At 65.5% G+C, this 17,448-nt stretch carries 20 protein-coding genes; 10 read left to right on the top strand and 10 right to left on the bottom strand.

Going from position 1 to position 17,448, the window contains the following annotated elements; translation table 11 throughout:
• The first annotated feature begins 171 nt into the window (after positions 1-171).
• The 4 genes from ompR to SOM28_RS17365 all read left to right on the top strand — a co-directional run bounded on the left by ompR (position 172) and on the right by SOM28_RS17365 (position 3,111).
• Complete coding sequence (gene ompR / locus SOM28_RS17380) at positions 172-939, top strand: osmolarity response regulator transcription factor OmpR (protein WP_123067901.1); 768 nt, start codon at positions 172-174, stop codon at positions 937-939.
• A complete protein-coding gene (locus SOM28_RS17375; RefSeq protein ID WP_123067902.1) occupies positions 939-2,312 on the top strand; it encodes a sensor histidine kinase in 1,374 nt (457 codons plus the stop codon). Before ompR ends, SOM28_RS17375 begins: the two co-directional genes overlap by 1 nt.
• Before the next feature lie 267 nt (positions 2,313-2,579).
• Entirely contained in the window at positions 2,580-2,879 is a 300-nt protein-coding gene (locus SOM28_RS17370; RefSeq protein WP_123067903.1) for a type II toxin-antitoxin system Phd/YefM family antitoxin, read from the top strand.
• Positions 2,854-3,111, top strand: a complete 258-nt coding sequence (locus SOM28_RS17365; protein ID WP_123067904.1) for a Txe/YoeB family addiction module toxin — start codon at positions 2,854-2,856, stop codon at positions 3,109-3,111. The genes SOM28_RS17370 and SOM28_RS17365 overlap by 26 nt, the downstream gene beginning before the upstream one ends.
• Positions 3,112-3,193: 82 nt before the next feature.
• On the opposite strand, the gene SOM28_RS17360 is transcribed toward SOM28_RS17365, so the two are convergent.
• The 5 genes from SOM28_RS17360 to SOM28_RS17340 form a co-directional block, all read right to left on the bottom strand.
• Complete coding sequence (locus SOM28_RS17360; RefSeq protein WP_123067905.1) at positions 3,194-4,162, bottom strand: threo-3-hydroxy-L-aspartate ammonia-lyase; 969 nt, start codon at positions 4,160-4,162, stop codon at positions 3,194-3,196.
• Positions 4,163-4,274: 112 nt separating this feature from the next.
• Complete coding sequence (locus tag SOM28_RS17355) at positions 4,275-4,808, bottom strand: hypothetical protein (protein WP_123067906.1); 534 nt, start codon at positions 4,806-4,808, stop codon at positions 4,275-4,277.
• Positions 4,805-5,308 (bottom strand): hypothetical protein, encoded by a 504-nt coding sequence (locus SOM28_RS17350; RefSeq protein WP_123067907.1) that lies wholly within the window; start codon positions 5,306-5,308, stop codon positions 4,805-4,807. The genes SOM28_RS17355 and SOM28_RS17350 overlap by 4 nt, the downstream gene beginning before the upstream one ends.
• A gap of 38 nt (positions 5,309-5,346) precedes the next feature.
• On the bottom strand, positions 5,347-6,339 hold the full coding sequence (locus SOM28_RS17345; RefSeq protein ID WP_320468853.1) for a 2-hydroxyacid dehydrogenase: 993 nt from the start codon (positions 6,337-6,339) through the stop codon (positions 5,347-5,349).
• Positions 6,340-6,373: 34 nt separating this feature from the next.
• Positions 6,374-7,015, bottom strand: a complete 642-nt coding sequence (locus tag SOM28_RS17340; RefSeq protein ID WP_123067909.1) for a helix-turn-helix transcriptional regulator — start codon at positions 7,013-7,015, stop codon at positions 6,374-6,376.
• A 135-nt stretch (positions 7,016-7,150) separates the two neighbouring features.
• Between SOM28_RS17340 and SOM28_RS17335 the strand changes: the two genes are divergently transcribed.
• Positions 7,151-7,531 carry a DUF4124 domain-containing protein gene (locus tag SOM28_RS17335; protein ID WP_320468852.1) on the top strand — a complete coding sequence of 127 codons (381 nt, stop codon included), beginning with the start codon at positions 7,151-7,153 and terminating at the stop codon, positions 7,529-7,531.
• A gap of 16 nt (positions 7,532-7,547) precedes the next feature.
• Here the strand turns inward: SOM28_RS17335 and SOM28_RS17330 are convergent, their stop codons facing one another.
• Positions 7,548-10,487, bottom strand: coding sequence for a putative bifunctional diguanylate cyclase/phosphodiesterase (locus SOM28_RS17330; RefSeq protein WP_320468851.1), 2,940 nt, complete (start codon positions 10,485-10,487; stop codon positions 7,548-7,550).
• A gap of 256 nt (positions 10,488-10,743) precedes the next feature.
• Between SOM28_RS17330 and SOM28_RS17325 the strand changes: the two genes are divergently transcribed.
• Genes SOM28_RS17325 through SOM28_RS17310 form a run of 4 tightly spaced genes read left to right on the top strand, consistent with a single transcriptional unit; the run spans position 10,744 to position 12,872 of the window.
• Complete coding sequence (locus SOM28_RS17325; RefSeq protein ID WP_183407310.1) at positions 10,744-11,562, top strand: DUF2092 domain-containing protein; 819 nt, start codon at positions 10,744-10,746, stop codon at positions 11,560-11,562.
• A 14-nt stretch (positions 11,563-11,576) separates the two neighbouring features.
• Positions 11,577-12,059, top strand: coding sequence for a hypothetical protein (locus SOM28_RS17320; RefSeq protein WP_123067913.1), 483 nt, complete (start codon positions 11,577-11,579; stop codon positions 12,057-12,059).
• Between the two features lie 4 nt (positions 12,060-12,063).
• A complete protein-coding gene (locus SOM28_RS17315) occupies positions 12,064-12,750 on the top strand; it encodes a hypothetical protein (protein ID WP_320468850.1) in 687 nt (228 codons plus the stop codon).
• A complete protein-coding gene (locus SOM28_RS17310; protein ID WP_320468849.1) occupies positions 12,720-12,872 on the top strand; it encodes a hypothetical protein in 153 nt (50 codons plus the stop codon). Before SOM28_RS17315 ends, SOM28_RS17310 begins: the two co-directional genes overlap by 31 nt.
• A gap of 20 nt (positions 12,873-12,892) precedes the next feature.
• Here SOM28_RS17310 and SOM28_RS17305 read toward each other — a convergent pair whose 3' ends face one another.
• A complete protein-coding gene (locus tag SOM28_RS17305) occupies positions 12,893-13,759 on the bottom strand; it encodes a MipA/OmpV family protein (RefSeq protein ID WP_320468848.1) in 867 nt (288 codons plus the stop codon).
• Positions 13,760-13,972: 213 nt separating this feature from the next.
• Between SOM28_RS17305 and SOM28_RS17300 the strand changes: the two genes are divergently transcribed.
• Positions 13,973-14,401 (top strand): DUF1622 domain-containing protein, encoded by a 429-nt coding sequence (locus tag SOM28_RS17300; RefSeq protein ID WP_320468847.1) that lies wholly within the window; start codon positions 13,973-13,975, stop codon positions 14,399-14,401.
• Positions 14,402-14,428: 27 nt separating this feature from the next.
• Here the strand turns inward: SOM28_RS17300 and SOM28_RS17295 are convergent, their stop codons facing one another.
• The 3 genes from SOM28_RS17295 to SOM28_RS17285 form a co-directional block, all read right to left on the bottom strand.
• A complete protein-coding gene (locus SOM28_RS17295) occupies positions 14,429-15,211 on the bottom strand; it encodes a hypothetical protein (protein WP_123067916.1) in 783 nt (260 codons plus the stop codon).
• 190 nt (positions 15,212-15,401) lie between these two features.
• Entirely contained in the window at positions 15,402-16,238 is an 837-nt protein-coding gene (locus SOM28_RS17290) for a PhzF family phenazine biosynthesis protein (RefSeq protein ID WP_320468846.1), read from the bottom strand.
• 29 nt (positions 16,239-16,267) lie between these two features.
• On the bottom strand, positions 16,268-17,422 hold the full coding sequence (locus tag SOM28_RS17285) for an MFS transporter (RefSeq protein WP_320468845.1): 1,155 nt from the start codon (positions 17,420-17,422) through the stop codon (positions 16,268-16,270).
• Between the last annotated feature and the right edge of the window lie 26 nt (positions 17,423-17,448).

The following is a 17,448-nucleotide window of genomic DNA, read 5'->3' as shown; positions in this document are numbered from 1 at the left end:
CGGATAAGCTGTGTTGATCACTTGTCGCCAGTGTAGGTGCATACCGAAAGTGGAGTAAGACTAATTGGGTAAAGTTTGTAACACATTGTAATGGCTGAGCTGAGTCGTGCTTCTGCTCCAGCCATAAGAAGTTACCATAGCGACATTCATCTGACAATTCTGGACAGCTCTATGACTTCAACGACTTCGAACAATAATGCGGGTACGGGCGCGTCAGCGGGCCACTCCGCCAAGATCATGGTCGTGGACGACGACGTACGCCTGCGCGACCTGCTGCGCCGTTACCTGACCGAACAGGGATTCCAGGTCGTGACCGCCGAAAGCGCGCCGGCGATGAACAAATTGTGGCTGCGCGAGCGTTACGACCTGCTGGTGCTCGACCTGATGCTGCCCGGCGAAGACGGCCTGTCGATCTGCCGCCGCCTGCGCGGCGCCGGCGACCAGACCCCGATCATCATGCTGACCGCCAAGGGCGAGGACGTCGACCGCATCGTCGGCCTCGAGATGGGCGCCGACGACTACCTGCCCAAGCCGTTCAACCCGCGCGAACTGGTGGCCCGCATCGGCGCCGTCCTGCGCCGCAAGGGCCCGGACGAGATCCCGGGCGCGCCGTCCGAAACCCCGCAGACCTTCGAGTTCGGCGACTTCGTGCTCGACCTGGGCACGCGCACGCTCAAGAAGAATGGCGAAACGGTGCCGCTGACCACCGGCGAATTCTCGGTACTCAAGGTGTTCGCGCGCCATGCGCGCCAGCCGCTGTCGCGCGAGAAGCTGATGGAACTGGCCCGCGGCCGCGAATACGAAGTGTTCGACCGCTCGCTCGACGTCCAGATCTCGCGCCTGCGCAAGCTGATCGAGCCCGATCCATCGAGCCCGCTGTACATCCAGACCGTGTGGGGCCTGGGCTATGTGTTCATTCCTGAAGGCCAGCCGCGCTAGTGTTCACCCCAATCGCCCAAGCGCGGCGCGCCCTGCGCTTCGCCTGGTTCAAGAGCGGCCTGTTCTGGCGCACCTTCTTCCTGATGTCGGTGCTCACCGCGGCTTCGATGCTGGCCTGGATCGGCATGATCAGCGTGTTCCAGCGCGACAAGCAGGTGCAGCAGACGGCGGAGCTGGTGGTGTCGGTGGTGACGATCACCAAGGCCGCGCTGACCCACTCCGCGCCCGACCTGCGGCGCGAGCTGCTGCTCGAACTGGTGTCGAACGAAGGCATCCGCATCTTCACGCTTGAAGACACGGACGTGATCGACCCGCCGCCGCACAATCCCCTGATGCCCGAGATCGCGGCCATCGTGCGCGAACGCCTGGGCGCCGACACGCGCTTCTCGAGCGGCGTGAACGGCGTGCCGGGCTTCTACATCAGCTTCAATATCGAGGACGACAAATACTGGCTGATGCTCGAGCGCGAGCGCCTGGCCGGCCTCACCCGCGTGCAGTGGCTGGGCTGGGCCGTGCTGGTGGGCCTTCTGTCGGTGGTCGGCGCGGCGCTGATCTCGAGCCTGGTGAACCGCCCGCTGGCGCGCCTGACGGCCGCCGCGCGCGCCATCGCCAAGGGCGAGCGCCCGGTGCGCCTGCCCGAGAAGGGCTCGCAGGAGATCATCGAGGCAAATCGAAGCTTCAATCAAATGGTGGAAGACCTGGCGCAGGTGGAAAAGGACCGCGCCGTGATCCTGGCCGGCATCTCGCACGACCTGCGCACGCCGCTGGCGCGCATGGGGCTCGAAGTCGAGATGGCGAACCTGTCGACGGACGCGCGCGAAGGCATGCAGTCGGACATCGCGCAGATGGACGCCATCATCGGCCAGTTCCTGGACTACGCCAAGCCGACCGAGGCGGCAACCTTCGTGCCGGTGAACCTGTCCGAGATGCTGTCCGACGTCGGCCGCGAAGCGGCCCGCATCCCCGACCTGCACGTCAAGACCGACCTGATGCCGGGCGTGCACGTGATGGGTAACGCGACCGACCTGCGGCGCGTGATCAACAACATCATCGAGAACGCGCGCCGCTACGGCAATACGCCGGGCACCTCTTGCACCGACATCGACATCGTGCTGCGCGTGAAGGCCACCGGCCACGGCCGGCGCGCCGTGATCGAGATCGGCGACCATGGGGTCGGGGTGCCGGCGGACCAGATCGCGCAGCTGATGAAGCCCTTTACGCGGCTCGACAGCGCGCGCGGCCAGGCGAATGGCGCCGGGCTCGGATTGGCGATCGTGGAGCGGGTGCTGACCCGGCATAATGCGGGGCTGGAAGTGCGTAACCGCGAAGGGGGTGGGTTCATGCTGCAGGTGGCGTTGCCGTTGGCGGCGTGATCTGCTCATTTCGCTTGCCGAACCGGTGAACCGCGCTATACTGATACATGTACGGCTTATCGTACATGTATATCCTTTCGATAACACGCTTACAACTACTGCTAACGCCTGCGACAACGGCTGACGCCCGCGATTATTGCTCACGCCAGCGATTAATGCTAACCACGACCATTGCTAACGCCTGCGACAACTGCTAACGCCCGCGATCATTGCTTACGCCTGCGACTATTGCTAATGACTACGACTATTGAGCGAATGGAGTGATACATGAGAATCATCAACTTTTCCGATGCCCGAAACAGTCTTCGGACTGTTATCGACCAGGTAGTTGAAGATGCTGACGTCACCGTCATCTCGCGCCGCGACGCGCCTGATGCAGTCGTCATGTCATTCGATCACTACAGCAGTCTCATGGAGACTGTGCACCTGTTAAGCTCGCCGGCGAACGCAGCCCACCTCGCCAAGTCGATTGCACAGGCCCGCTCTGGTCGAGCACAGCATCGGGAATTACTCGACATATCCGACGCTGAGGAATCAAAACATGCGCCACTTGAAGTTCACGGATGAGGGCTGGGAAAGCTATATTTACTGGCAGACGCAGGACAAGAAGACGCTCAAGCGCATCAATGATTTAATCAAGGATGTTCAGAGAGACCCCTTTGCGGGAATAGGCAAGCCCGAGGCCTTGAAACACAGCCTCAGTGGGTGCTGGTCGCGGCGAATAGATGAGACAAATCGCCTCGTCTACGAAGTACAGGATGAAGAGTTGATTATCCTGTCCTGCCGCTACCACTACTGATCGCCAAGGGAGCAGAGATGCTCCCTCTTTTTTTGTAGGGCCTGATTTGCAGCCAGGCGCATGACCGCTTCCCAGAAGTCGATCAATCGCCGATCAAGCTCGCAAACCGCCCCAGATCGATATTCCCGCCACTGATCAGCACCCCAATCTTCTTCCCTTTCAGCTGATCCTTCATCCGGCGCGCAGCGGCAAACCCCAGGCAACCGGTCGGCTCCACCACGATCTTCATGCGCTCGGCAAAGAAGCGCATGCAAGCCACCAGCTCCTCGTCGCTGACGGTGAGGATGTCGTTCACATCGCGCCGAATGATCGGGAAAGTCAACTGGCCCAGGTGCTGGGTCTGCGCGCCGTCGGCGATGGTGCGCGGCGTGTCGATGTGGACGATCTCGCCGGTGCGGAACGATTGCTGGCCGTCGTTGCCGGCTTCCGGCTCAACGCCGTACAGCATGCTGCCCGGCGACAGCGCGCGCGTGGCCAGCGCGGAGCCGGACAGCAGGCCGCCGCCGCCCAGGCACACGAAGAAGGCGTCCAGCGGACCGACTTCCTCGAACAGCTCCTTGGCCGCCGTGCCCTGCCCCGCGATCACGTCCGCGTGGTCGTAGGGTGGAATCAGGGTCAGGCCGTGCTTGTCGGCCAGCTCGCGGCCGATCTGCTCGCGGTCTTCGGTATAGCGGTCATAGGTCACCACCGTGGCGCCATAGCCGCGCGTGGCGGCGACTTTCGCGGCCGGCGCATCCTGCGGCATCACGATCGTGGCCGGCATGCCCAGGATCTTCGCCGACAGCGCGATCGCCTGCGCATGGTTGCCGGACGAGAAAGCGACGACGCCGGCGCGGCGCTGCTCGGGGCTGAACTTCGCCAGCGCGTTATAACCGCCGCGGAACTTGAAAGCGCCCATGCGTTGCATGTTCTCGCACTTGAAGAACACCTCGGCGCCGAATTCCTCGTTGACGGTGCGCGAGGTCAGCACCGGCGTGCGGTGGGCAGCGCCCAGGATGCGCTCGGCGGCCTGGGCGACGTCTTCGTAAGTGGGGAGCGATGCTGCGGTCATGGCGCTATCCTTTCAGTTCACTGCGGTCGGTTTAACGATTCATCCAATATTGGACATATTATCCAATTCTGGATGAAGCGTCAAACCGCAGCGATGCCGGGTCACCTCCTTGCTATGGCCACCAGCGGACAATGTTCAGCACGCCGGTAAGCCACGTTTTCCCGGTCTTCCCGATCCTGGGTCCATTGCCCGGCGGCGCGGCCGGCGGAATGTCGCGCAACGCCTGGTCGACCAGCCGGTTGCGCTCGCGCGCCTGCCGCACGAAGTACACCGCCGCCCACAGGAACAGCAGCAAGACCGCGAGCGCCGCCCAGCCGCCAAAGAACAGCAGCGCGCCGAAAACGAAGAACGGCCCGAACCAGTACACGATCCATGCCTGCGCCAGTGCGACGTCCCAGGCCGATTCGGCAAGCACGACGTCCGGGGTGGAGAGGTCGCGCCAACCCACGACCTTTTGCCAGTTGCCCTGTTCGACCAGGGCGATCGCATAGCGCGAGCCGTCGCGCGGAACCGTGCCGTCGGAGAAGTTGACGCCATACTCCTTCCTGCCGCCGCTTTCGAAGCTGAAGGTGCCTCCCTGCACGTCGAACACGCGGTCGAACGTCACTAGCACGATGCACGCGAAGTCTTCCAGTCGGGCATTCATGGCATGACCTCCGTACCGGTGAATACATCGGCATCCCGCAAGACCCTGGCGGCCCGCCGGTTACGCGCTACGGCCCGCACGGTATAGGCAAAAGCGCCTAGCAACACCAGCGCCGCCAGGGAGAGATAGGCTTTCGAGGCGCCAGGATTATCCACAACGGCGAACACACCAGGTAGTAGCGGGGCCACGAAAGGCAGTGGCTGTGTAATGGCCGCCAGCGAGCTACGCCGCAGGACTACCTTCGACGTGGACAGTTCACGCCAGCCGACCACCGTTCCCCAGTTGCCACGCTCCTGAAAAGCGACGGCATAGGTCGCGCCTTCACGTGGAATGCCCAAGCCGAGGGCGCTGACGCCGTAGACAGGCCAGCCGCCCTCCTCGAAACTGAATTCCTTGACGCGCTCCCGGACATCGAACACCCGGTCGAAACGAATTCGCTCTACGTGCATCTGGCTTTCCTGGTCACTGGCAATGCCGAGAACCGTACCGCAGGCGAGCATCGCCTGTCCAGCCCACGGACCAAGTCATGCACCTTGCATCAATCCGGAATCCGATTGACCAGTTCCTCGCCCCGCTCGAAGGCCCCGATGCTGTCGATGGTCGTACGCATGATCTGCCCGATCGCCTCCACCGTGAAAAAGGCCTGGTGGCCGGTCACGATCACGTTCGGGAACGACACCAGGCGCTGGATCACGTCATCGGTGATGATGGTCGACGATAGGTCCTGGAAGAACAGGCTTGCTTCCTGCTCGTAGACGTCGATCGCCAGGCCGCCCAGCTGGCCGCTCTTGAGCGCCTGCACCGCCGCCTCGGTGTCGACCAGGCCACCGCGGCTGGTATTGACCAGCACGCAGCCGCGCTTGACCCGCGCCAGCGCCGCCGCATTGACGATGTGGTGGGTCTCTTCCAGCAGCGGGCAGTGCAAGGACACCACGTCGCTGCAGGCCAGCAGCTCGTCGACGCCGATATAGCGTCCGCCCAGGGCCTCGAAGGCCGGCGTCGGATAACGGTCATAGCCGACCAGGGTGCAGCCGAAACCGGCCATGATGCGGGCGAAGATGGTGCCGATCTTGCCGGTGCCGATCACGCCGACCGTCTTGCCATGCAAGTCGAAACCCATCAGGCCGTCGAGGTCGAAGTTGCCTTCACGCGTGCGCACGCTGGCGCGGGCGATCTTGCGGTTCACCGCCAGCAACAGCCCGACCGCGAACTCGGCGACCGAGTTGGGAGAATAGTCGGTGACGCGCACCACCGCGATGCCGAGTTCACGCGCGGCGTGGGCATCGACGTGGTTGTAGCCGGTCGAGCGGGTCGCCACCAGGCGCGTGCCCTGCCCTGCCAGGATGCCCAGCACCTCGGCGTCGACGGTATCGTTGACGAAGACGCAGACCGCCGCGCAGCCCTCGGCCAGGATCGCGGTCTCGCGGCTTAGCCGGTCTTCGAGGAAGCGCAATTCATGGCCGGCGTCGGCGTTGGCCTGGGCCAGCATGGTCTTGTCGTAGCGGCGGGCGCTGTACACGGCTGTCTTCACGACTGACTCCTCTGATAAACGGTACCGCTCAATTCTATTTGATGTCGTTGTAGGCAGTCGCCCGAGAAATGCCGAGGTGCGAGGCCGCCACTTCCATCGCGCGCCGCACTTCGAGAAAACCGCCCTCCTTCAGTTCGCGCATCAGCGCGCGCCGTTCGTGCGCCTTGAGCAGCTGGGGCGAGGACGCCAACCGCGCTGCATAGGCGTCGATGCGGCGCCGGATGCCGTCGGCGTTGGCCGGATCGAGCGACTCGCCCAGCGGCGCCTCGCCCAACGCATTGAACTGTTCCAGGATGCCCTGCATCGAACGGAACAGGGTCAGGTCGACGTTCAGGCACAGGGCCGCGACGTAGTTGCCGTCGGCATCCTTGATGCCGATCGAGGTGCTCTTGGCCGGGCGGCCGTCCGGGAACTGGTTCGGGTAGTTGGCGAGCACCTGCGGATAGGCGCTGTCGGCAATGCGCGCCAGTCCCAGCTCGGTGGCCGGATCGCCGGCCGCACGGCTGGAGAGATTGTTGTGGATAGCCAACACCGCGTGGCCGGGGTCGCGCAGGTCGTGCACGACGACCTCGCAGAAAGGCGCGAAGGTCTGGGCCAGGCCCTCGGCGATGTGCCGCACCTGCTCGATGAGCGCGGATTCTTCCTTGCTTGGCAATGTCTTGGTCATATTGGACATTTTATCCAAGACTGGCGGTTCTGTAAAAAACGACGGCGCGCAGGCCTACACGCCCACGTGAAGTGGCGAACAGAAGCGTATTGATGCAAGGAAGACAATGAAATTCCTGAATACGGATCCGTCCAGGAGCCAACCATGAAGCGTCAACTGAGCATCTGCCTGCTGGCCGCCGCCGCGATCGCCGCGCCGAGCGCCTATTCCGACACCGTCATTGTCAAGTGCATCGACGGCGCCGGCCGCGTCACTTTCACCGACCGCCCTTGCGAAGCGGGCGCCGCCACCGTGCGCATGGCCAGCATGCCGTCCAGCGAAGGGGTGACGAGGATCGCAGCCTATCCGCTGGCGGCCCGGGAAGACGTGCTGCCGCCCGCGCGCGCACTGCAGCGCAGCGCCGCGCCGATGCCACGGGTGAAAGCCACGCCGCTGGCCAGCGACGTCGCCACCCTGAAGGCGGCGCGCGCGCAATTCCTGATCGGCGATGTGGGCAGCAAGGAAACCCTCGCGGGTCTGGAATAAGCTTAGTGCAGCCGGCTCAGTGCAGCCGGCTGACGCTCGCCAGGTGCGGCGCCGGAGGATTCTCCAGCTCGCGCAGCAGTTCCAGCAGTTCTTCGTCCTTGATGAAGCCGGCGCTCGAGCGTCCTTCCAATAAACGCTCGGGCGGCATCGAGCGCGCCACCACATAGCCCTGCACGTAGTCGACGCCGATCTCGTGCAGCGTCTGCACGGTGGCCGCGTCCTCGGCCCATTCCGCGATCGTCTTCATGCCCAGGTTCACGGCCAGGCTCACGATCGCCTCGACGATCGCCACATTGGCCGGGTGGGCGTTGATGTTGACGATGAAGTTGCCGTCGATTTTCAGCACGTCGGCCGGCAGTTCCTTCAGGTACGAGAACGAGGTATAACCGGCGCCGAAGTCGTCCAGCGCCACCTTCACCCCAAAGCTGCGCACCTGGTCGATGAAGCGGCGCGTGTTGTCCAGGTCGTGCAGCGCCACGCTCTCGGTGATTTCCAGGCACAGGCGGCTCGCCACGTGCACGTAGCGGCCCAGGATGTCGAAGGTGTCCTGCACGAAGCGCTCGTCGTTGAGCGAGGCCCCCGACAGGTTCATGCACACGAAACGGGTATTGACCAGGTCTTCGGTGTGCTCGGCGATCCAGGCCAGGGTCGTGGTCAGCACCCAGCGGTCGATCATGCTGGCGCGCCCGCTCTTCTCGGCGGCGGCGATCACGGCGCCGGCCGGCACCACGCGGCCATCCGGCTCGCGCATGCGCAGCAAGACCTCGAAGTTCAGCGATTCGTGCGGCGCGCGCAGCGACATGATCGGCTGCATCTCGAGCAGCAGGTTGTCGGTCGCGTCCGGGCCGGACAGGCGCTCGACCAGGTCCAGTTCGGCCGCGCGCTGGCGGAAGGCATCGGCGCCGCGTTCATACACCACCAGGCCGTCGCCCAGGCCGGTCTTGGCTTCGCGGCAGGCGCGGTCCGAGGTCGATACCGCATCCTTCATCGGCATGCCCGGCACCACCTCGATCAGGCCGACCGAGGCGCGCACATGGAAGGCCTTGTCGCCCACCCGGTACGGGGTATTGCCGAGGCGGTCGACGATGCCGCGGCAGATGATCGAGGCCAGCGGGATCGCCGTCTCGGGCATCACGATCACGAATTCGTCGCCGCCCACGCGCCCGATCTGCTGGCCGCCGGCCAGCATCGTGCCCATCCGCTCGCATACCTGCTTGAGCACTTCGTCGCCCGCCGCATGACCGAACAGGTCGTTGATCAGCTTGAAGCGGTCGAGGTCCACATAGGCCAGCGCCATCGGCCGCCCCGCGGCCAGGCTGGCGGCGGCGCTCGAGAATTCACGTTCGATGCCGCGCCGGTTGTAGACCTTGGTCAGCGGATCGTTATTGGCCATGAAGCGCAGCTGCTCGGTGGCCTTGTGTTTTTCGGTCGTGTCCTGCAGCACGCCCTCGATGCGCGAGCGCGCCAGCGTGGCGCTGACCAGGAAGCGCTGGTTGCCGTCGCGGCTGGCCAGCTCCATCTCGGCCTCGGACTTGGCGTGTACCTGCTCGTGCAGGTTGGCCCAGCTGGCTTCAGTGAAGAACTGGCGCCAGGCGGTGCGGCCCGGGGTGAAGCCGCTCATGCCCAGCATTTTCTGCAGCGCCGGATTGACGCTCAGGAAGTGGCCGTACATATCGAGGGTGAACAGGCCGACCGGCATCGCCTGGTACGCGTGCTCGAGCTCTTCCTGGGCTTCCTGGCGCTTCTCGGTTTCCATGCGCATCTGCTCGGCCACGGCCAGCGCCGCCAGCAGGCTCGATGCGAGCGCCGCGGTGACGCTGTTGATCACGCCCAGCAGTTCGCGCATGCCGAGCGCGGCCGACAAGACCTCGGCCAGCGAGGCCAGGAACGTCACCGCGAACGAGGCCGCGAACCAGGCCGCGACCCGGGTGCGCGATTCCACGATGATCTTGAACAGGCCGATCGTCATCAGCGAGAAGCAGCACACCAGGATGCCCCACAGCAGCGGCAGGTACATGCCATACGGCAGCAGCATGGCCGCGGCCAGCATCGGCATGCACAGCCACTGCATTACGCGCATCGGCAGCAGGTAGCGCATCTCGGCCAGGTGCTCCTTGAGCAGCGCCTGGTACAGGGTCAGCGTGGCGATGCCGTACAGGGTGATCGTCACGGCGCGGCTGCGCAGCAGCCATTCGGACGGCACGGTCTGGCCCAGCCACTGGATGTCCCAGCCGGCCGACAGCGCGCCCACGCGCAGGTTAAGGATTAGCCAGCCGGCGAACAGCACGTAGACCGGCTGGCGGTTGATCAGGGCCGTGATGATGATGAACAGGGCCAGCACGATCATGCCGCCGTCGAGCAGGCCCGACTTGCGGTGGTATTGCTTGACCGATAAGGCGAACTGATCGGCCGGCCATTGCAGCACCGACAGGCGCGCCGGGCCCGAGAAGGTGGCGCGGCACAGCAGCTGGCGCGGCAGCGGCGCCAGGCGCATCGCGAAGCCGGCCTTGTCGGCCTGCAGCACGCCGTGGTCGGTGCTGCGGGTGGCGGCGCCGAGCGGGTTCAGGCTGCTCGCATCCCAGCAGGCGATGTCGAGCGCGTGGCGCGACGGGAATTCGATCACCTGCTCGCCGGCGCGCGGCATCGGCTCGAAGGCGAACCATACCGGCGCTTCGGACAGGTGGGTGTCGTGGCCATTGGTCAGCGGCGTGGCGCGCGCCAGCGCCAGCGCATCGCCTGGAGCCAGCGTTGCGGACTGGTCGATCGTGACGTGCATCGCGAGCGGCACGTCGCCGCTGGTGCGGTATTCGTCATGCCAGAACACCAGCGCGATCAGCGAAACGATGCCGATCCCCACCGGGATCAGGTAATAGGCAAAGATCTTCAGTATCAGCTCGACAGCCGCGTGGAGCGCGGCCGGCAGCGTTGCACGGAGCTGATGTTTGACGTTGGGCATGGACGATCTTGGATGGAACAGGTGACGCTGCGCGACGGACGCCGGGCATTAAAGCGCAAGGATACAGCTTAACGCTAGTGCCGTCATGCAATTATTGGGCCAGAAAAGACCAATTCACAACGGTTTGGCATTGACAGTAGGGCCAAGGTCCGATTGCGCGCCCGCCGCGCCGATGGCCCACTGGTACCCATGGCGGCCGGTCGCGCAGCGCATCGAACGGCCCGGCGTGGTTTGTTCGCAAACGAAAGGAAGGCATATGCGGGCCGTCCCGATCCGACTCCTCTGCGCCGCGGCCTGCGTGCCGCTGGCCTGCCTGGCGGCGCCACAGGATGCGCCACAGAATGCGCCGCCGGCGCCGGCCCCGACCGACCAGCCGGCACAAGCCGCCCAGCCCGATATCGAACCCGAAGCAATCTCGGCCCTGTCCGCCATGGGCGCCTACCTGCGCACCCTGCCCTCTTTCGAGGTCCTTGGCCGCGCCACGACCGAGACCGTGATGGACGACGGCATGAAACTGCAGTTCGACAGCACGGCGAACCTCAAGGTGCGCCGGCCCGACCGGCTGCAGGTCGACATCGCCAACGACCGCAAGCAGCGCCAGATTTTCTATGACGGCAAGTCGGTGACCGTCTACGGCCCGCGCCTGAAGTACTACGCCACCGTCGCGGCCCCGCCGACCCTGCGCGAAACCGTCGATGCGCTGGGCGCGAAGTACGGCATCGAACTGCCGCTGGCCGACCTGTTCTATTGGGGGACGGAACAAGCTCCGGTGTCCGACATCCGCGCCGCGCACTACATCGGTCCGGCGACGGTCGGCAGCCTGAAGGCCGAGCACTACGCCTACCGCCAGGAAGGCGTGGATTGGCAGGTGTGGATCCAGGCCGGCAAGACGCCGCTGCCCCTCAAACTGACGGTCACGGCCATCGCCCAGCCGGGCGAACCGACCCACACGGCGTGGCTGCGCTGGAACCTCGCGCCGCGCTTCGCCGATGCCACTTTTTCCTTCCGGCCGCCGTCGGGCGCGATGAAGATCGCGCTGCAGACGGCCGACGGCAAGGTCGCGTCGATCAAATGAACGGGGGAGAAACCATGCCGCTCACTCCAGGACACCGGCGCGTCATCGGTGTGCTGCTCGCGCTGGCCGTCGTCGTCATCGCCTACGAGGCCGCCGCCCAGCGTGGCGCGGGACGCGTCGGCGGGGCGGCGGCGGTCAGCCGCAGCGGCAGCGTCCAGGCGCATCGCGGCGCCTATGGCGGGAATTACCAGGCCTCGCGCAACGTCAGCCGCACCTCGGTCAATGGCTACGGCAACGTCAACCGCAACGTCAACGTCAACCGCAATATCAATGTGGACGTCGACCATGATTACTACCGCCCCGGCGCGGGGCTGGCGGTGGCCGGCGCGGTGGCGGTGACGGCAGCGGCGATCGGTTCGATCGCCTATTCGATCCCGCCGTCCTGCGTTGCCGTGGTCCGGGCCGGCGTTACGTACCAGCAGTGCGGCAGCACCTGGTACCAGCCGCAATATGCGGGCACCAGCGTGAACTATGTCGTGGTCGCGCCTCCGGGGTGAGCCCGTGGCGACGAACAGCAGGCGCGCCTGCGCCGCGGCGGCCGGCCTGGCCTGGCTCTGCTGCCAGCCCGTCCACGCGCAGGACGCGCAAGAGCTGGCCAAGAAGCTGGCCAATCCGGTGGCCGCGATGATCAGCGTGCCGCTGCAGGCCAACGACGACCGCCGCTACGGCCCCACACGCGACGGCCACAGGTTCACCCTGAACGTGCAGCCGGTGGTGCCGGTCACGCTCAATCCCGACTGGACCCTGATCAGCCGCACCATCCTGCCGGTAATCAGCCAGCACGAACTGACTCCCGGCGCCGGCCACCAGCACGGCATCGGCGACGTCACGCAGAGTTTCTTCATCTCGCCTTCGCGCCCCGGCGCCAACGGCATCGTCTGGGGCGCCGGGCCGGCCTTCCTGCTGCCCACCGGCAGCGAGAGCGCGCTCAGCGCACGCCAGTGGGGAATCGGCCCGACCGGGGTCGTGCTCCGCCAGCACGGACCGTGGACCTATGGGCGCTGGCGAACCACATCTGGTCGTTCGCCGGCCATGACGACCGGCCGAACGTCAGCGCGACCTTCCTCCAGCCCTTCCTCAGCTATACCACCAAAGATGCCTGGACCTTCGGCATCAACACCGAATCGAGCTACGACTGGAAACAGGAGCAGTGGTCGGTGCCGGTCAATCTCACCGCCAGCAAGCTGATCAAGTTCGGCCGCCAGCCGATGTCGATCGGCGGCGGCCTGCGCTACTGGGCCGACAGCCCGCCCGGCGGGCCGCGCGACTGGGGCGTGCGCCTGAGCGTGACCTTCCTGTTTGCCAGATAGGCGACGCCGGCCCGCCCCTGTCAGAACAGGTAGGAGAACGCAATCCCCACCGTCCACTGGTCGGCGTCCCCGCGCCCCTCCACCACCGGGCTGTCCTTGGCGTCGTCCAGCAGCCGCTCATAACGCCCACCGAACGTCATCAGCCATTCCGGGTTCAGCTGGGTCGTCAGGCTGAAGGGAATCTTGATCGACGTGACCGATGGGTCGGGGTCGTAGATCAGGCCGCCCCGCTCCGGGAACAGGACCTCGTCGGTATCCCTGATGCCGAAATACTTGCGGTTGAAGTCCTTACTGGCGAAGAACAGGCCAAAGCCGATGCTCCCGATCAGCTGCTGGCCGGCGACCGGCTGCGGAAAGGGATGGACGTAGTTGACGCGTATATTGCCGGTGGCGCCGTCGTACACATTATTGGTGTTGCCGACCACGTCGGCGCTGAACACCAGCTTGTGCATCGGCTGGCCCTGCGTCAGCGGCATGTGATAGGCGACGAAGGCGCCTATCTCGGTGGCCGTGGCGACCGGGCGAATGCGTTTGACGACCTCGTCGTCGACGTCGTCGTCGCGCCGCATGCGCCAGCGAATCAATGGCCCGGCGCGCCAATCCTTGCGCGGCACCAGGTTGGCCAGGATCTCGGGACCCAGCACCCGCACGTAGCGGTCTTCGCCGAAGTTGTAGTGCAGTACCGGGGCGACGGCGGCCTGGTAATCGCCGGAGCCGTAATAGTCGGGCACCGCGAACACCCCCAGACCCACCAGGTTGCGTTCTTCGAGCAACTCGACCGGGAGCACGTCTTGCGCGGCGGCGAGCGGTGAACAGAGCAGCGCTGCGGCGATGGCTAGGCTGCGGTGGACGGGTTGGCTGCGGGGGCTGTGCGTGAACGTCTTCATGACTGACCTCTCGGAGCTAGGGGTTGGGACATCGGGGCCGCGCCGGCGCCATTCACTGCTGCGCCTCGCATTGCCGGAACTGTGTAGACAGTCCGCGCCGCGTTTTGTGCCATATCTCGTCAAAAACGTCGTGCGCTCCGGCCTTGCCCTGGCACTGACGCCCCAGCGCTACGACCAAGGTCCAGTACCGCGCATACCTGGAACGTGCTTAGGATGATGACTGGCTCCGGACGGGGGGACAGGATGGATGCGCTGGTGCATGCGGCCGCCGGCTGGATCGCGCTGGCGCTCGACGCGCTCGCGGTGCTGACCGTGGCCGCCGGCGCCCTGGAGGCGCTGGCGCGGGTGGTGGCGCTATGCCTGCGCGGCGCGGCCACGCCGGCGCGGGTGCACGCGGCCTTCATCGGCTTCGGCGACTGGCTGGTGGTCGCCCTCACCTTCCAGCTTGCCGCCGACATCGTCGGCACCACGATCGCGCCCGGCTGGGACGAGCTGGGACGGCTGGCGGCGATCGCCGCCATCCGGACCTTCCTCACCTATTTCCTGGACCACGACCTGGCGCGGGCCCGCGAACGTGAATTGGCCGAGCAGAAACGCGAAGGGGCGCAGCCCGTTCAGGCTGCGCCCCGCGATCCCGGATGACGATCCCGGATGACGATCAGGAGAACGTCAAGCGAACGCCAGTTCGACGCGTGGCCGCACGGCCGGCGGCACGGGGCGTTGCGGCAGCGCCAACGATGGCGGCGCAATCGGACCGACGTCGATGTCCGGGTGGTGGGTATTGAAGAAGAAGTTGAGCATCGGATGGCGCGCCTCGGCCCAGCGCTGCTGGAAGGTGGCGATCTCGAATGCCATCACGCGATGCGGGATATTGCCCACGTGACGCAGCGGCACCAGGCCCAGTTCAGGGAATACGTCGACGAACATCAGCTGATCGTATTGCTTGTCCACGGGTGGACGGCCGGTCGCCACGGAATAGTCGATGGCGTTGTCTTCGCAATACATGAAGCAGGCCTTGATCAGTGCAATCTTGACCATGCGACCGACACGACCCTCGTCGATCCCGAGGCGGGTCGCCTCGACCAGGCGCTTGTCCTGCAGCCAGTCGGGCAGGACGATCGACTCTTCCACGCCCAGCGGGCGGTAGAGGTTGGTGCGGATGCGGGTGCTGCCGATCGGCGTGCCGTCCAGCTTGGACTCGGCCAGCAGGACGATGGTGTCGGCGTCGTAGTCGGCTGCCTCGGGTTGCGCCAGGCTGCGGGCGAAATCCGGGACATGGCGGGCATAGGCGGCGTGGCGGATGCGCACGGCCTTGAGTAAATCCGCTTCGGTTTCTACCCGGCGGATAGTGAACGGCAAACGCTCGATCGCGCCTCCAGCGACGGGACCGCGCGCGGTGCGCGGTGGGGACGCTTTCGAGGGGTTGAACACAGCTGCTGGAAACAGCTCCATGGCGGTACTCCTGGGTTGATAAGATTGAAACAGGGTTGGTCTGGATCAAATTATCAATCCGCTCACGGAAAATCGAACTGTTGAGCAGGCGTGCTTTTAGCCCTCTGTTTGCTAGTAAGTACACTAGTGGTTTTATGACAAAGTTGTCGGTTTTGTCCAACCAACTACCATAAGTTAAAGGAATATTGCTTTACATCAACCGCGCCGTTCCTGACACGCGGATCGAGCCGCCCGCCTCCTCGCCGATTTCGGCCGTCAAACGCGAACGCACGCCCATGTCTTCACCCTGGACGATCTCGATGCGTCCGCCATGCAGCCAGCCGATGTCGCGCAGGTAGCCGGCCAGTGCCGCGGTGCCGGCGCCGGTGGCCGGATCTTCATAGACGCCGCCGGAGGCGAAGGGATTGCGGGTATGGAACAACTGCGGATGCTCGGCCCAGGCCAGCACGACCGTCACCAGGCCGTGTTCCAGCATCAGCGCCCGGCCGGCATCCAGGTCGTAGCGCATCGCCGCCAGCAGCGCTCGGCTCGACAGCGCCAGCACCAGGTGGTCGGCGCCGCCGTGGGCCAGTGCCGGCGGAATGCGCGGGTCGAGATCGGCCCGGGTGTAGCCGAACAGCGCCAGCGCCGCATCGACCAGCGCCGCGTCGGCCGCCTTGCTGCGGGTCGGCGGCGACTGCAGCGCCGCATGCACCCGTTCGCCGTCGCGCCGGCCCTCGACCGTGATGCTGGCCGCGGTCAGGGTCAGCGCATAGCGGCCGTCGCCATGGGCGCGGGCCAGCGCGGCGCCGAGGGCGATGGTCGCGTGCCCGCAGAAGGGCACCTCGGATTCCGGTGAAAAATAGCGCACCCGCCAAGCCTCGCCTTCCGGCGTGGCGAAGGCGGTTTCCGAAAACCCGACCTCGTGCGCGATCCGGGCCATCTCGCCGGCCGGCGGCAAGGCGGCGCCGATCCAGACCCCGGCCGGATTGCCGCCCTGGCCGTTGTCGTCGAAGGCGGCGATGCGCTGGATATCGTTCAAGTCCATGGAGACTATCCTTATGAATGCACGCGGCGCTAGCGCTTCGCCCCTTCGACCTTCGGCAGCAGCGCCGCCATGATGCCCAGCAGTGGCAGGAAGGACGCGATCCGGTACACCTGGTCGATGCCGTGGATGTCGGCGATATGGCCCATCGCCGCGGCGCCCACGCCGCTGATGCCGAACATCAGGCCGAAGAAGATGCCCGAGATCAGGCCGACCTTGCCCGGCACCAGCTCCTGGGCGAAGACCACGATGGCCGAGAAGGCCGACGACATCACCAGCCCGATCACGACCGACAGCACGCCGGTCCAGAACAGGTTCGCGTACGGCAGCATGATGGTGAACGGCGCCGCGCCCAGGATCGAGAACCAGATCACGCGCTTGCGGCCGATCTTGTCGCCGATCGGGCCGCCGGCGAAGGTGCCTGCCGCGACCGAGGCCAGGAACAGGAACAGGTAGAGCTGGGCGGTGCCGACCGGCAGGTGGAATTTCTCGATCAGGAAGAAGGTGTAATAGGTCTGCAGGCTGGCCATGTAGATGTACTTGGAGAACACCAGCAGCGCCAGCACCACCAGGGCCTGGATCACCTTCTTGCGCGGCAGCGCCGGACCTGCGTGCTGCGCGGCCTTCTTGATCATATTCGTCAGGTGGTTGCTGTACCAGCGGCTCACGCCAACCAGCACCGCCACCGCGACCAGCACCAGCAGCATGAACCAGGCGATCTCGCCCTGGCCGCGTCCCACCACGATGGCCGCCGCCAGCAGCGGGCCGAGCGCCGAGCCGGCGTTGCCGCCGACCTGGAACAGCGACTGGGCAAAGCCGAAGCGCCCGCCGGACGCCAGGCGCGCCACGCGCGAGGCCTCGGGGTGGAAGGTCGACGAACCGACGCCGATCATCGCCGCCGCGGTGAGCAGCATCGCGAAGCTGTCGGCCCAGGCCAGGAGGCCCACGCCCACCAGGGTCACGCACATCCCGGCCGGCAGCAGGAACGGAATCGGACGCCTGTCGGTGTACAGGCCAATCCAGGGCTGCAGCAGCGAGGCGGTGCACTGGAAGGTCAGGGTGATCAGGCCGACCTGGGTGAACGTCAGGTCGAATTCATGCTTCAGGAGCGGGTAGATCGACGGCAGCACGGCCTGCACGCAGTCGTTCAGCAGGTGAACGAAGGCCACCGAGAACAGGATTTGCATGACGGTGCCGGAAGCGGCGGGGGAAA

The organism is Massilia sp. CFBP9026 (assembly GCF_034045165.1).
Taxonomy (GTDB): Bacteria; Pseudomonadota; Gammaproteobacteria; order Burkholderiales; family Burkholderiaceae_D; genus Telluria; species Telluria arenae.
This window is presented reverse-complemented; position numbering and strand designations above follow the sequence as displayed.

Excerpts from the sequence above, each read along its gene's own strand:
- ompR (WP_123067901.1), top strand. The coding sequence starts at position 172 with ATGACTTCAACGACTTCGAACAATAATGCGGGTACGGGCGCGTCAGCG.
- SOM28_RS17370 (WP_123067903.1), top strand. The coding sequence starts at position 2,580 with ATGAGAATCATCAACTTTTCCGATGCCCGAAACAGTCTTCGGACTGTT.
- SOM28_RS17365 (WP_123067904.1), top strand. The coding sequence starts at position 2,854 with ATGCGCCACTTGAAGTTCACGGATGAGGGCTGGGAAAGCTATATTTAC.
- SOM28_RS17360 (WP_123067905.1), bottom strand. The coding sequence starts at position 4,162 with ATGACCGCAGCATCGCTCCCCACTTACGAAGACGTCGCCCAGGCCGCC.
- SOM28_RS17355 (WP_123067906.1), bottom strand. The coding sequence starts at position 4,808 with ATGAATGCCCGACTGGAAGACTTCGCGTGCATCGTGCTAGTGACGTTC.
- SOM28_RS17350 (WP_123067907.1), bottom strand. The coding sequence starts at position 5,308 with ATGCTCGCCTGCGGTACGGTTCTCGGCATTGCCAGTGACCAGGAAAGC.
- SOM28_RS17340 (WP_123067909.1), bottom strand. The coding sequence starts at position 7,015 with ATGTCCAATATGACCAAGACATTGCCAAGCAAGGAAGAATCCGCGCTC.
- SOM28_RS17335 (WP_320468852.1), top strand. The coding sequence starts at position 7,151 with ATGAAGCGTCAACTGAGCATCTGCCTGCTGGCCGCCGCCGCGATCGCC.
- SOM28_RS17330 (WP_320468851.1), bottom strand. The coding sequence starts at position 10,487 with ATGCCCAACGTCAAACATCAGCTCCGTGCAACGCTGCCGGCCGCGCTC.
- SOM28_RS17325 (WP_183407310.1), top strand. The coding sequence starts at position 10,744 with ATGCGGGCCGTCCCGATCCGACTCCTCTGCGCCGCGGCCTGCGTGCCG.
- SOM28_RS17320 (WP_123067913.1), top strand. The coding sequence starts at position 11,577 with ATGCCGCTCACTCCAGGACACCGGCGCGTCATCGGTGTGCTGCTCGCG.
- SOM28_RS17305 (WP_320468848.1), bottom strand. The coding sequence starts at position 13,759 with ATGAAGACGTTCACGCACAGCCCCCGCAGCCAACCCGTCCACCGCAGC.
- SOM28_RS17300 (WP_320468847.1), top strand. The coding sequence starts at position 13,973 with ATGATGACTGGCTCCGGACGGGGGGACAGGATGGATGCGCTGGTGCAT.
- SOM28_RS17295 (WP_123067916.1), bottom strand. The coding sequence starts at position 15,211 with ATGGAGCTGTTTCCAGCAGCTGTGTTCAACCCCTCGAAAGCGTCCCCA.
- SOM28_RS17290 (WP_320468846.1), bottom strand. The coding sequence starts at position 16,238 with ATGGACTTGAACGATATCCAGCGCATCGCCGCCTTCGACGACAACGGC.
- SOM28_RS17285 (WP_320468845.1), bottom strand. The coding sequence starts at position 17,422 with ATGCAAATCCTGTTCTCGGTGGCCTTCGTTCACCTGCTGAACGACTGC.